Origin of the sequence: Duganella caerulea (assembly GCF_040362985.1) — a bacterium.
GTDB lineage: Bacteria > Pseudomonadota > Gammaproteobacteria > Burkholderiales > Burkholderiaceae_D > Rugamonas > Rugamonas vulcania.
The window spans coordinates 54,708-67,598 of record NZ_BPWJ01000015.1; the positions used below are offsets into that span (position 1 = coordinate 54,708).

General features: G+C 68.2%; 11 protein-coding genes. 7 read left to right on the forward strand and 4 right to left on the reverse strand.

Annotated features, from left to right (window positions below):
- Positions 1-47: 47 nt before the first annotated feature.
- Positions 48-2,249: a hybrid sensor histidine kinase/response regulator gene (locus ACUJB0_RS29415; RefSeq protein WP_444848352.1), complete on the forward strand. Its 2,202-nt coding sequence runs from the start codon at positions 48-50 to the stop codon at positions 2,247-2,249.
- Positions 2,250-2,511: 262 nt separating this feature from the next.
- Positions 2,512-3,489, forward strand: coding sequence for a GGDEF domain-containing response regulator (locus ACUJB0_RS29420; protein ID WP_444848353.1), 978 nt, complete (start codon positions 2,512-2,514; stop codon positions 3,487-3,489).
- A gap of 28 nt (positions 3,490-3,517) precedes the next feature.
- Here the strand turns inward: ACUJB0_RS29420 and ACUJB0_RS29425 are convergent, their stop codons facing one another.
- The gene (locus ACUJB0_RS29425; RefSeq protein ID WP_444848354.1) at positions 3,518-3,916 is read right to left on the reverse strand and encodes a hypothetical protein; all 399 of its coding nucleotides are present in this window, start codon (positions 3,914-3,916) and stop codon (positions 3,518-3,520) included.
- Positions 3,917-4,150: 234 nt separating this feature from the next.
- Here ACUJB0_RS29425 and ACUJB0_RS29430 point away from each other — a divergent pair, with 234 nt between their 5' ends.
- Both ACUJB0_RS29430 and ACUJB0_RS29435 read left to right on the forward strand, forming a co-directional pair.
- Positions 4,151-5,782, forward strand: a complete 1,632-nt coding sequence (locus ACUJB0_RS29430; protein WP_444848355.1) for a response regulator — start codon at positions 4,151-4,153, stop codon at positions 5,780-5,782.
- A gap of 75 nt (positions 5,783-5,857) precedes the next feature.
- On the forward strand, positions 5,858-6,568 hold the full coding sequence (locus ACUJB0_RS29435) for a sensor histidine kinase (RefSeq protein ID WP_444848356.1): 711 nt from the start codon (positions 5,858-5,860) through the stop codon (positions 6,566-6,568).
- Positions 6,569-6,580: 12 nt separating this feature from the next.
- On the opposite strand, the gene ACUJB0_RS29440 is transcribed toward ACUJB0_RS29435, so the two are convergent.
- From ACUJB0_RS29440 to ACUJB0_RS29450, 3 genes are all read right to left on the reverse strand, one after another.
- Positions 6,581-7,894 (reverse strand): NAD(P)/FAD-dependent oxidoreductase, encoded by a 1,314-nt coding sequence (locus ACUJB0_RS29440; RefSeq protein WP_444848357.1) that lies wholly within the window; start codon positions 7,892-7,894, stop codon positions 6,581-6,583.
- Between the two features lie 36 nt (positions 7,895-7,930).
- Entirely contained in the window at positions 7,931-8,392 is a 462-nt protein-coding gene (locus ACUJB0_RS29445; RefSeq protein WP_444848358.1) for a hypothetical protein, read from the reverse strand.
- A 112-nt stretch (positions 8,393-8,504) separates the two neighbouring features.
- On the reverse strand, positions 8,505-9,260 hold the full coding sequence (locus tag ACUJB0_RS29450) for a transporter (RefSeq protein WP_444848359.1): 756 nt from the start codon (positions 9,258-9,260) through the stop codon (positions 8,505-8,507).
- A 108-nt stretch (positions 9,261-9,368) separates the two neighbouring features.
- Here ACUJB0_RS29450 and ACUJB0_RS29455 point away from each other — a divergent pair, with 108 nt between their 5' ends.
- The 3 genes from ACUJB0_RS29455 to ACUJB0_RS29465 are packed head-to-tail and all read left to right on the forward strand — an operon-like array spanning position 9,369 to position 12,885.
- Entirely contained in the window at positions 9,369-9,803 is a 435-nt protein-coding gene (locus ACUJB0_RS29455; RefSeq protein WP_444848360.1) for a MarR family winged helix-turn-helix transcriptional regulator, read from the forward strand.
- Positions 9,800-11,323 (forward strand): MDR family MFS transporter, encoded by a 1,524-nt coding sequence (locus ACUJB0_RS29460; RefSeq protein WP_444848361.1) that lies wholly within the window; start codon positions 9,800-9,802, stop codon positions 11,321-11,323. The genes ACUJB0_RS29455 and ACUJB0_RS29460 overlap by 4 nt, the downstream gene beginning before the upstream one ends.
- Before the next feature lie 2 nt (positions 11,324-11,325).
- Positions 11,326-12,885 carry a TolC family protein gene (locus ACUJB0_RS29465; protein WP_444848362.1) on the forward strand — a complete coding sequence of 520 codons (1,560 nt, stop codon included), beginning with the start codon at positions 11,326-11,328 and terminating at the stop codon, positions 12,883-12,885.
- Positions 12,886-12,891 lie beyond the last annotated feature (6 nt).

Below are 12,891 nucleotides of genomic sequence, written 5' to 3' on the forward strand. Positions count from 1 at the left end.
GGCCGCCGTCCGGCGGCCACAGGTTTCGCGGCAGCCCGAAGCCTTACATGATTCTTCCAAACGAGCCCAACGACGCCGTAACGCCCCAGCCCCCGCCGGACGACGCCGCGCTCCCCACCTCATCGGCAGCCCAGCATGATTTGCTGAGCGCGCGGGAGGCATTGCGGCAGAGCCAGCTGGAATTGCGTGCGCTGGCCAATTCGATGCCGCAACTTGCCTGGATCGCCGAGCAGGACGGCAGCAAGGTCTGGTACAACCAGCCCTGGTACGCCTACACCGGCACCACACCCGAGCAGATGGGCGGCGACGGCTGGCGCCAGGTCTACGCGCCCGACTGCATCGCCCCCATGCTGGAGCGCTGGGAACACTCGCGCGCCACCGGCGCCCCCTTCGAGCTGGAGGTGCCGATCCGCGGCGCCAGCGGCGAATTCCGCTGGTTCCTCACGCGCGCCAACCCGGTGCACGACGCCGCCGGCCGCGTGCTGCGCTGGTTCGGCACCAGCACCGACGTCGACCAGGTCAAGCGCGTGCAGGAGGCGCTGCGCGACCAGACTGCCGTGCTGGAGCTGGTCAACCGCACCGGCAACGCGCTGGCCTCGACCCGCGACCTGCATCCGCTGCTGCAGGAGGTGACCGACGCCGCCACCCGCATCAGCGGCGCCCGCGTCGGCGCCTTCTGCTACCACGGCGCCGACGGCCACGGCAAGGCGCGCATGCTGCACATGCTGTCGAGCGACGCCCCGTCCAGCTGCGCCGGCTTCGGCCGCCCGCGCGACGGCGCGCCGCCGGGCGCCCCGCTGTACGCCAACGGCACCGTGCGCAGCGACGACTGGCCGGCCGACGCCCGCAACGACGGCGGCGCGGACGGCCCGCCGCTGCGCAGCTACCTGGCGGTGCCGGTGGCGCTGCGCTCGGGCGTGGTGATCGGCTGCCTGCACTTCGGCCATCCCGAGCCGGCCATGTTCAGCGAGCGTACCGAGCGCATCATCGGCGGCATCGCCGCCCAGGCCGCCATCGCCATCGACAACGCGCGCCTGTACGAGGCCTCGCAGCAGGCCGCCGAGGAACGCAAGATCCTGCTCGACAGCGAACGCCACGCGCGCGCCGAGGCCGAGCGCAACAGCCAGATGAAGGATGAATTCCTGGCCACGCTGTCGCACGAGCTGCGCACGCCGCTGACGGCCATCCTCGGCTGGGCCCAGGTGCTGCGGCGCGGCAGCCGCGACCAGGCCGACCTGCACCGCGGCCTGCAGACCATCGAACGCAACGCCCGCGCCCAGGCCCAGCTGATCGAGGACCTGCTCGACATGAGCAGCATCGCCTCCGGCAAGGTGCGGCTGGAAATGCTGGCGCTGTCGCCGTCGGCCATCGTGGCGGCCGCCATCGACACCGTGCGTCCTGCCGCCGAGGCCAAGCAGATCCACATCTCGCAGGACTTCGAGCCGGCGCCCGGCATGGTGGCGGGCGACGCCAACCGCCTGCAGCAGATCATCTGGAACCTGCTGAGCAACGCCCTCAAGTTCACGCCGGCCGGCGGCCGCATCGGCGTGCGCATCCGGCGCGAAGGCGACCAGATCGCCATCATCGTGCACGACAGCGGCATCGGCATCGCGCCCGACTTTTTGGCCCACGTGTTCGAGCGCTTCCGCCAGGCCGACGCCACCACCACCCGCCAGCACGGCGGCCTGGGCCTGGGGCTGGCGATCGTCAAGCACCTGGTCGAGCAGCACGGCGGCACCGTGGCGGCCGCCAGCGAGGGCGTCGGCCATGGCGCCTGCTTCACCGTGCGCCTGCCGCGCCGGCGCGGCGCCAACGAGCCGCTGGGCACGGCCATCGGCGGCCGCCGCGCCGCCGCCCACGACCTGACCGGCCTGCAGGTGCTGGTGGTGGACGACGAGGACGACGCCCGCGAGCTGATCAAGCGCATCCTGGCCGACTGCAACGCCGACGTGCTGACCGCCGCCACCGCCACCGAGGCGCTGTCGCTGCTGCAACACGCGCGTCCGGACCTGATGGTCAGCGACCTCGGCATGCCGGAGGTGGACGGCTACGGCCTGCTGGACCGCATCCGCGCGCTGGGCCCGTCGCGCGGCGGCGACCTGCCAGCCATCGCGCTGACCGCGTTTGCCCGCTCGGAGGACCGCATCAAGGCGCTGTCGAGCGGCTTCCTGGCGCACATCGCCAAACCGGTCGAGCCGAACGAGCTGATCGCGAAAGTGGCCATGGGGGCGCACCATCGCCACGTCTGAGCCGGGTTGACAGACGCTTAACAGGCGTGGCGACTATTTCTATTGCGGAATAAAACATTTCCTACCCGCAGACGCGGCAATGTCCTACAAGCAATCCGAAATTCGGTTGGTAAACTACAAAATCACGAAAAAACAGGTACAATTAGTTTCCATGTGGAAATATCATGCGCAGGTGTGCGCCGCAGCACAACTGCTTACGCTATGATCGCAGGGCGATAACTTTCCGGCCAGAATGGCCGTTTTGAGACAGACAGAGACCAATATGCCGAGCCGAGACGAAATCCTGCACGCCAAGATCCTGGTGGTGGATGACAGCGCCGACAACGTCGAACTGATGTTGGAGATCCTGCGCGAAGCCGGCTATACCAATGTCGCCTCCACCATGCTGCCCGAGCAGGTGTGCCCGCTGCACCGCCAGCACTGCTACGACCTGATCCTGCTGGACCTGCAGATGCCGGGCCTGAACGGCTTCCAGGTCATGAAGGGCCTGAAGGAAATCGAACAGGGCGGCTACCTGCCGGTGCTGGCGCTGACCGCCCAGCCCAGCTTCAAGATCGCCGCGCTGGAAGCGGGCGCGCGCGACTTCATCAGCAAACCGTTCGACCTGCTGGAGGTGCACAAGCGCATCCACAACATGCTCGAGGTGCGGCTGCTGTACAAGGAGCTGGCGCAATACAGCCGCCAGCAGCAGGAACTGGCGCTGCACGATCCGCTCACCGGCCTGCCCAACCGCCGCCTGCTGGAGGACCGCATCGCCACCGTGCTGCAGCACGCCACGCGCCAGCAGAACAAGGCCGCGGTCATGTACCTGGACCTGGACGGCTTCAAGGCCATCAACGACACCCACGGCCACGCGGCCGGCGACGAGATCCTCAAGATGGTGGCGCAGCGCCTGGTCGGCTGCGCCCGCAAGGAAGACACGGTGGCCCGCGTCGGCGGCGACGAGTTCGTCATCGTCATGGGCAATATCAGCCAGCCGGGCGACACCCACGAGCCGGCCGCCAAGCTGATCGAGGCGGTCTCCGAACCCTATGTCATCAACGGCCTGACCCTGCGACTGTCGACCAGCATCGGCATCGGCATCTATCCCGACGACGCCGACCAGGTGGCGTCGGTGATCGCCGTGGCGGACGCCGCGCTGTACGAAGCCAAGCGCTCCGGCAAGAACCGCTGCTGCACGGCGCAGATGATGGCCATGCCGCCGCAGCAGCACCACGCGATGTCGCCGGCACCGGCCTGAACGGCGGGCCGGCCAGGTTCGCGCCGGGTTACGCCGAGTGCGCGGCGTCGTGCTCCATCTTCCCCGCGTGCTGGTGGTCGTCGTGCGCGTCGACCTTTTCCGGCGCCACTTCGATGCGGGTGACACCGGCGTCGACCGACACCGGATCGCTGGCCGGGAACGTCATCTCCAGGCCGTCGTCCAGCAGGGTCTCCTTGGCCTGCTCGGCCGGCGTGGCCTGCTCCAGGTCGGCCAGGGTGGTGATGGCCGCGGCCCATTTGACGAAGTCCAGCGCGGCCAGTTCGCGCACCGTGTGCACATTGAACGCCTGCGCCAGCGCCTTGGCATCCTTGGCGCTCAGGCCGCGCAGCGCGCTGACGGGCGCGTCGGCCAGCGCGCGGAAACTCAGGCCCAGGTATTCCTTATCCACCACAGTATCGATATTCATGATGTGTCCTTTCAATGAGGCTAGGCAGTCACTATCGCAGCACGCGCCGGCGCGGTCTGTACGGCGCCGAACACTGGCGCCCCGCCGCCGCGCGGCTGCTGCCGTGTTCGATTGAGGGGCCGTTTTTGACATTCATATATGCAATTGATATGATGGTTTGGCGACAATTTCTTGCTTCTCTGGCAGCTACAAGGCCGCGAAGATTTCGCCGTGTCAGCAGGATGCAGAGACCCCGTGCCTAAAACTGAAAAACCCAAAATCCTGGTGGTCAACGACGATGCCAACAGCCTGTTCGCATTGACCAGCCTGCTCACCCAATGGGCGGAGCAGGAAGCCTATGAGGTGCTGGCGGCCCGTTCGGGCCAGGAGGCCCTGCGCCAGGTGCTGATGCACGACTTCGCGGTGATCCTGCTGGACGTGAACATGCCCGGCATGGACGGCTTCGAGACCGCCGAGGCGATCCACCAGCGCGCGCGCTCGGCCAACATTCCGATCATTTTCATCACCGCCTTCCTCGCGGACGAGCTCGACCGCCTGAAGGCCTACCAGCGCGGCGCGGTGGACTTCCTGTTCACGCCGGTGATTCCGCAGGTGCTGCACGCCAAGGTCGCGGTGTTTGTCGCGCTGGCCACCAAGAACGAGGAGCTCAAGCGCCAGGCGCGCCAGCTGAGCCTGCGCACCACCGAGCTGACCGCCACCAACGAGCGCCTCACACGCGAGATCGAGGAGCGCCAGTCGGCCGAGCGGCAGAACCACGCCAAGGACGAGTTCCTCGCCATGCTGGGGCACGAGCTGCGCAATCCGCTGTCGGCCATCAGCAGCGCGGCCTCGCTGATCGGGCTGCCGGGCGTGTCGGCCGACGGCGTCAGCCGCGCGCGCAAGATCATCCAGCGCCAGAGCCAGCACCTGGGCAGCATCGTCGACGACCTGCTGGACCTGTCGCGCGCGATGTCGGGCAAGATCCTGCTCAACCGCGCGCCGCTGGACCTGGCCGCGCTGGTGGCGCAGACGCTGGAAACCTACCGCGCCACCGGCCGCAGCGCCGACTACGAGCTGGTCAACGACCTCGACCCCGGCTGGGTCGAGGGCGACGCCACGCGGCTGGAGCAGATCGCCAGCAACCTGATCGACAACGCCCTCAAGTACACGCCGGCCGGCGGCCGCATCGAGGTGCGCACGTGGACCGAGAACGACGATGTCGTGCTCAGCGTGCGCGACACCGGCGTCGGCATCGCGGCCGACCTGCTGCCGCATGTGTTCGACGTGTTTGTGCAGGGCTCGAGCACGCTGGACCGCTCGCAGGGCGGCCTGGGCATCGGCCTGTCGCTGGTGCGCCGGCTGGCCGAGCTGCACGGCGGCGACATCGCCGCCGAAAGCAAGGGCCCGGGCGGCGGCAGCACTTTCACGCTGCGCCTGCCGCGCATCGAGCACCAGGCGGCGCCGGCGGTCCCTCCGGCCGAGTCCGGCGGCGCGCATGGCGGCGCCGGCCGCCCCACCATCCTGCTGATCGAGGACAACGACGACGGCCGCGAGATGATGACCATGATGCTCAGCTGTTACGGCTACGAGGTGCACTCGGCGGCCGACGGCCACGAGGGCGTGGCGGCCGCCGCGCGCCTGCAGCCGGACGTGGCGCTGGTCGACATCGGCCTGCCCGGCATCGACGGCTACGAGGTGGCGCGCCGCCTGCGGGCCGATCCGGCCACCAGCGGCATCCGCCTGATCGCCCTGACCGGCTACGGCCTGGCCGAGGACCTGCGGCGCGTGATGGACGCCGGCTTCGACCGCCACCTGGTCAAGCCGGTCGACATCGACCAGCTGGCCGAGGCGATCGGCGGCTGCGTGCGGGTGCCGGTCCGGCAGTGAGCGTGCCAGAGTGCGCCACGACTTGCAAAGCTCGGGTATCATCGAGAGACACAGTCCGTCCTAACAGAGAGAACCATGTCCGTCCCGGCACCACTAGAACAAGACGCCCTGCGTAGCGCCGACCTGAGCGACCTGCTCGGCCACGTCCACACCTGCTGGGACAACGAGCGCCGCTCGCTGTCGCGCCAGCTGCACGACAGCCTGGGCTCGTCGCTGACCGCGCTGACCATGCACCTGGGTTTGCTGATGCAGAAAATGCCGCAGGACGCCGCGCTGCAGGACCGCGCCGTCCACATGAAGCAGCTGCTGATGCAGATCGTCGAGACCAACCGCCAGATGCAGATCAAGCTGTGGAACGACAAGCTCGAATTCCTCGGCGTGCGCGTGGCGCTGGGCGAGGCGGTCGAGCAGTTCGGCCAGCAGCACCAGATGACCGCGCGCTGCAGCCTGCCGGAGGACGAGCTCAACTGTCCCCGCAGCCATGGCATCGTGCTCCTGCACACGCTGGAGGAAGCGTTGCGCAACATCGCCATGCACGCGCGCGCGACCGAGGTGGATGTCATCGTTGACGATAACGAGGACGAGGTGATGTTGACGGTCAAGGACAACGGCATCGGCCTGAACGCGCCGTTGGCGGGCGTGCTGGGCCAGCTCAGCGGCAAGTTCGGCCTGCGCACCGCGCGCGAACGGGCGGCCTACCTGGGCGGCACGCTGACCCTGGCGCCCGGCGCCGAGCGCGGCGTCACGCTGACGATCATCCTGCCCAAGCAGCAGGCCGCCGCCTGACGGCTTAACGCGTTAGTGCAGCTTGACCAGCGGCGTGCTGCGCTTGATCAGGAAGCGCGCCAGCGCCAGCACGGCGGTGCGCACAGTGCCGAGCACGGCGCGGTGGTGCATCAGGTGCAGGCTCACGTACATCAGCCGCGCCACCAGGCCGTCGACAAACCAGCTCAATCCCTTCAGCGATCCCATCAGGCTGCCCACCGTGGTGGTCTGGCCAAACGACACCAGCGAACCGTAGTCGCGGTAGACGTACGGATGCGCCTGCGGCGCCCTGCCCTGGTGCTGGCGCATAAACGTCTGGAACAGGTAATCGGCCTGCTGGTGCGCGGCCTGCGCGCGCGGCGGCACCGGCTTGCCGTCCGGCCCGGCGCAGGAGGCGCAATCGCCCAGCGCGTAGATGCCCGCATGGCCGGGCACAGCCAGATTGCCGTCGACTTCGATCTGGCCCGACTTCGTGGCCGGCAGGCCCAGCTGCGCCAGCCATGCCGGCGCCTTGATGCCGGCCGCCCACACCACCAGTTGCGCCGGATAGACGGTCTCGCCGGCCGTCACCGCATCGGCGGCGATGGCGGTGACGCGGGTGTCGGTCACGACGGTGACGGCGCGTTCGCCCAACAGCCGCAGCGCGGCCGAGGCCACCTGCTCCGGCAGCGGCGCCAGGATGCGCGGCGCGCCCTCCAGCAAGGTGATGCGGACGTCACGCTCGGCGTTCAGGTGATGGAAGTCGTAGGCGGCATACACGCCGCTGGCCTCGCGCAACTCGGCCGCCAGCTCGACGCCGGTGGCGCCGCCGCCGATGATGACGATGTCCACGCCAGCCTCGGGCCGCGTGCTTTTCTGCAGCTCGGCTTGCGTGAGCAACTTCAGCAGCGTGAGGCGGAAGCGCTCGGCGTCCTCGGTGGCGTTCAGGGAAATGGTGTGTTCGGCCGCGCCGGGCACGCCGAAATAATTGGAGACGCTGCCGACCGCTAGCACCAGCGCGTCGTAGCCGATGCGGCGCTCGGGCAGCACCTGCTCGCGCTGGCCGTTGTTTCCGGCGTCGCCGCTGTAGATGGGGCCGACCGTCAGCTGGCGCTCGGCCTCGGCCAGCGCCAGCATCGGTCCGTAGACAAAGGTGAAGCCGTTGTCGTGGGCCAGCATCGGATAGGACAGGCCCTCCTGATGCACGTCCAGCGTGCCGGCCGCCACCTCGTGCAGCGATGGTTTCCAGATATGGAACTGGCGGCTGTCGACCAGCGTCACCGCCTGCGGTCCCAACTTGCGGCCAAGCTTGCAAGCGAGCTCCAGCCCGCCTGCCCCGCCGCCTACAATCACGATTTTGCTGTGCAAACCTGACTCCTGTGGGCGGCGACCTGCGCCGCGTGGTTAGTCTTTGCCGTGGCCGTTTCCGTGGCCATTGCCGTTGCCATGCCCCCGGCCGTTGCCGTTGCCGTTGCCGCGGTCGTCGTCGCGGCGGTCGTCACGCCGGTCGTCGCGGCGGCCTTCGCCATGACGCTCGCGATAGCGCGGCACGTACTGATTCTGGTACCAGCCATCATCGACGAAGTACACGCGCTGGCCGCAGGCGCGGTATTCGGCGCAATGCTTGTCCCAGTGCTTGGCGTGGCCCGGCGGCACGTGCAGGTAGACCGGCGCGGTCTCCACATAGCGCACCGGGCGCTGCACGATCACCGGCTCGCGGTAGATGACCTGCGGCTGCGGGTAGTCGCCGATATCCAGGCGTCCGTAAAAGCCGGGCTGGCCGATGCTGATGGAGACGCCGACGTCGCTGGCGTAGGCTGCGGAGGACAACGCCAGCAAGCTGGCGGCAAGGATCTTGGCTTTCATGATGGCCTTCTTTTCTTGTAATAGTAGGGCTGAGCGAACTTGCTCAATTCTCATCTTAGCAAACCGTAGAGTAACTTTCCGTACGCTAGCGTACATAAATCGCCGCAATCGCTCACCACAGTTGCGCCAGCGGCAACACTACGCCGCTGAAGAAGGCCCAGTCCGGCGACGCGCGGTTCATGCCGTGGGCCGCGCCGAAGTCCACCGTCAGCCGCTTGCTGGGACTATAGCTCATCGCCACCAATACCTGCGCCGTGCTGGCCGCGCCGCTGCGGCGGGTGCCGGACCACTCGCCGGTCACGCCCCAGCGCTCGTTCACCGGCGTGGAGAACGAGGCCGATAGCCCGGTCTGCACCCGGCCCGTGCCGGCGTCGTAGGCGCCCAGGCGAGTGGCGTTGAGGTTGGCGTCCATGTGCACGTTGCCCATGTCCTGGCTGTAGATGCCGTTGAGGCTGTAATCGGCGCGGCCGCTGCCGATGCTGTCCTTGGCGGTGGGCGCCTTGGCGCCCAGCTCCAGCCCCAGCGCGCTGGCCTCGTTGAGGATGAAAGCGCGCTTGAGCACGAACTGCGTGTCGCCGATGCCGCGTGCGCGGCCGCCGTTGCCGTCCGGCGCCGACACAAAGCCCTCGCCCACCAGCACCACGCCCCATTGCTCGTTGAAGCCCAGCTTGAGCGCGTACGGCAGGCTGTTGCGCCGGCCGTCGTCGGACTTGCTGCTCAGGCCGCCCAGTTCAAGTTCCAGCTGGCCGGCGGCCGGCAATTGCGCCGGACTGGACACGGATGGCCGGTAAGGCGTGATCGGCGGCCCGTCTTCGGCCTGGCAAACCAAGGGCAGCAGGCACAGCGCGGCGGCGAGATAAGTTTTCATGATGGTTCCTGATTGGGCAATGGCGCCAGCGTAGCACGCCACTTGTTGAACGGAAAACTCCCGTGCTAAAATAATCGTTCGATATCTAACCATTAGCTGCAAAATCATATGCCATCTATTGAAGAACGCTTCTCCGCCGCGATGCACGGCACCGCCCGCGCCTGGCGCCTGGCGGTCGACCGACGGCTCAAGCACCTGGGCCTGAGCCAGGCCAGCTGGATGGCGATCGCCTTCATCGCCAAGGAAAGCGAGGCGATGTCGCAAACGCGGCTGGCCGCCCGCGTCGGCGTCGAAGACCCGACCATGGTCGCCACCATCGATCGGCTGGTCAAAGCCGGCTACGTGGTGCGCACACCGTCCGAAACCGACCGCCGCGTCAAGCTGGTCAGCCTGACCGAGCAAGGGCAGCAGATCTACCAGAGCGTCTGGCAGGAAGCCTCGGCCTTCCGCCTGGAGCTGCTGGGCGGCGCCGATCCGGCGGTGCTGCGCGTCGTCACCGAATTCCTGGAGACCCTGCTCACCGAGATCGAGTCGCGCCCATGAGCACCGCCGCGCCAGCGGGCGACATCAACCGCCCCATGATCACGCTGTCGATCATGCTGGCGACCGTCATCCAGGCGCTGGACGGCACCATCGCCAACGTCGCGCTGCCGCACATGCAGGGCAGCCTGTCGGCCTCGCAGGACCAGATCACCTGGGTGCTGACCTCCTTCATCGTGGCCGCCGCCATCGCCACGCCGCTGACCGGCTGGCTGTGCGACCGCTACGGCCAGAAGAACATCTTCCTGACGGCGGTGGCCGGCTTCACGCTGGCCTCGGTGCTGTGCGGGCTTTCGGGTTCGCTGGCGGAGATCGTCGCCGCGCGCCTGCTGCAGGGCGTGTTCGGCGCTGCGCTGGTGCCGCTGTCGCAGGCCACGCTGCTCGACATCAATCCGCGCGAGAAGCACGGCTCGGCCATGGCGGTGTGGGGCATGGGCGTGATGATCGGCCCCATCCTCGGCCCGACGCTGGGCGGCTGGCTGACCGACAGCTACAACTGGCGCTGGGTGTTCTTCATCAACGTGCCGGTGGGCGCGCTGGCGTTCTACGGCATCTGGCGCTACATCCGCCCGGTGCCGGGCGCGCGCAAGATGAGCTTTGACGCCTTCGGCTTCGCCACCCTCAGCCTGTCGATCGGCGCGCTGCAGATGCTGCTCGACCGCGGCGAGCAAAACGACTGGTTCGCCGCCAGGGAGACCTGGGTGGAAGCCATCGTGCTGGCCTTGAGCTTCGCTTATTTTGTGGCGCACACCGCGCTGCGGCCGGCCGGCAAATCGTTCTTCGACTACCGCCTGCTGAAGAACGCGAACTACGTCAGCGGCCTGCTGTTCATCTTCATCGTCGGCCTGGTGCTGTTCGCCACGCGCGCGCTGACGCCGTCGATGCTGCAAAGCCTGATGGGCTACCCTGCCGCCGTCGCCGGCCTGGTGACCGCGCCGAGCGGCATCGGCACCATGATCGCGATGATGGTGGTGGGCCGGCTGGTCGGCAAGTTCGACCTGCGCCTGCTGCTGGGCATAGGCTTCGCCATCACCGCCTTCTCGCTGTGGCAGATGACGCGCTACACGCTGGTGCTGTCGCGCAGCGACATCGTCTGGCCGGGCGTGATCCAGGGCCTGGGACTGGGGCTGGTGTTCGTGCCGCTCAGCGCCGCGACCTTCGCCACGCTGTCGCCGGAGATGCGGGCCGAGGGTACGGCCATCTACAGCCTGATACGCAATATCGGCAGCTCGATCGGCATCGCGATGGTGCAGACGCTGTTGGTGCGGAATACGCAGGCCATGCACGCCACGCTGGCCGAGAAAATCACCACCGTCAATCCGGCGCTGCTGGACAACGTCGCCACACCTGAAGCGGCGGCCGCGCTGAACGGCGAGATCACCCGCCAGGCCTCGATGATCGCCTACGTCGACGACTTCTGGCTGATGATGATCTTGACGCTGTGCGTGATACCGCTGCTGCTGTTGGTGCGTCCGCCCGCGAAACAGGCCGCGCCGGCGGTCGACCACGCCGCCATGGAATGAACATGAAACGAATGGAACCTCAAGTGAACAAGACCACACTGCTGTTTGCCGCGGCCCTCGGCCTGGCCTTGGCCGGCTGCGCCCACATCACGCCGGAGCAGCATGCGCCGGTGAGGCGCGACATCGCCAACGCCGAGCTACCCGCCGACATCAAGCTGGCGCGCGAAGGCTGGCCCGATGCGCAATGGTGGACCGCCTACCACGATCCACAACTGGACGCGCTGATCAAGCAGGCGCTGGCCTCCGCGCCGACGCTGGACGTGGCGGCGGCGCACATCGGCAGCGCGCGTTCGGCGTTGTCGCGCAGCGCGGCCGACCTGGGACTCGATGTCAGCGGCTACGCGGGCGCCAACCGCCAGCGCTATTCCGGCACCGGCCTGTTCCCCGCGCCTATCGGCGGCGCGTGGTTCACCGCCGAGACCTTGCGCCTGGAGGCCCGCTACAACTTCGACTGGTGGGGCAAGAACCGCGCGCAGGTGGCCGCCGCCGTCGGCGAGTTGAACGCCGGCCGCGCCGAATACGCCGAAGCGGAGCGCACGCTGGCAGCCGCCATCGCCCAAAGCTACTTCCGGCTGCAAGGCGCGTGGGCGCGCCTGGCAAACAACGAACAGCTGGCGGCCACGCAGACGGCGCTGGTGCAGGACAAGGCCAAGCGCATCGCCGGCGGCCTGGCCAACAGCGACGAGCAACGCGCCGCCGAAGCGGAACTGAGCCAGATCCGCAAGCAGCACGCCCAACTCACCGCCGACATCGGCCGCGAACGCGAAGCCTTGCGTGCCTTGATCGGTGCCGACAGCGGCGCGCTGGCGGACCTCAAACCGCAGCCGCAGGGCAGCGCGGCATACACACTGGCAGGTGCCGACAGCGGCGCGCCGGTCGGCGCAAAACCGCAGCCGTCTGGCAGCGCTCTGGCCGGCCTCACAGCGCGGCCGATGGGTAGCCCGGCACACGCCCTGCCCGCCCGCCTTGGCATGGAACTGCTGGCGCGGCGTCCGGATCTGCAGGCGGCGCGCTGGAAGCTGGAAGCCTCGCTGAGCAGGATCGACGCGGCCAAGGCGGCGTTCTATCCCGACGTGAACCTGACCGGCTCCATCGGCCTGGACACCATCAAGCTGGAGGACCTGCTGCAATCGGCCAGCCGCACGTTCTACCTCGGCCCGACGCTGACGCTGCCACTGTTCGACAGCCGCCGCCTCGACGCGCAGCTCGATGGCGCCCGCACCGGCCGCAACGAACGCATCGCCGAATACAACCAGGCGGTGGTGGACGCTGTGCGCGAGGTCGCGCAGGACGGCGTCCAGCTGCAAGGCATCGAGCGTCAGATCAGCGAGCAGGCGGCGTCCACCAACACGGCGCGCGCGCAACTGGCGTCGGCGCAGGCACGCCTGACGCATGGCCTGGCCGACCGCGCCGCCGCGCTGAACGCACAACTGGCGCTGCTCAAGCAGCAGGACGCCGATCTCTATCTGCAGCAGGTGCAGCTGCTGGCCGAAGTGGCCCTGACCAACGCGCTGGGCGGCGGCTATCGCGAAGAAGCGCCGACCGCCACCGCCTCCAAATAAACCGGG

Bases quoted from the DNA above. Each gene is read 5' to 3' on its own strand.
- ACUJB0_RS29415 (WP_444848352.1), top strand. From the start codon at position 48: ATGATTCTTCCAAACGAGCCCAACGACGCCGTAACGCCCCAGCCCCCG.
- ACUJB0_RS29420 (WP_444848353.1), top strand. From the start codon at position 2,512: ATGCCGAGCCGAGACGAAATCCTGCACGCCAAGATCCTGGTGGTGGAT.
- ACUJB0_RS29425 (WP_444848354.1), bottom strand. From the start codon at position 3,916: ATGAATATCGATACTGTGGTGGATAAGGAATACCTGGGCCTGAGTTTC.
- ACUJB0_RS29435 (WP_444848356.1), top strand. From the start codon at position 5,858: ATGTCCGTCCCGGCACCACTAGAACAAGACGCCCTGCGTAGCGCCGAC.
- ACUJB0_RS29445 (WP_444848358.1), bottom strand. From the start codon at position 8,392: ATGAAAGCCAAGATCCTTGCCGCCAGCTTGCTGGCGTTGTCCTCCGCA.
- ACUJB0_RS29450 (WP_444848359.1), bottom strand. From the start codon at position 9,260: ATGAAAACTTATCTCGCCGCCGCGCTGTGCCTGCTGCCCTTGGTTTGC.
- ACUJB0_RS29455 (WP_444848360.1), top strand. From the start codon at position 9,369: ATGCCATCTATTGAAGAACGCTTCTCCGCCGCGATGCACGGCACCGCC.
- ACUJB0_RS29460 (WP_444848361.1), top strand. From the start codon at position 9,800: ATGAGCACCGCCGCGCCAGCGGGCGACATCAACCGCCCCATGATCACG.
- ACUJB0_RS29465 (WP_444848362.1), top strand. From the start codon at position 11,326: ATGAAACGAATGGAACCTCAAGTGAACAAGACCACACTGCTGTTTGCC.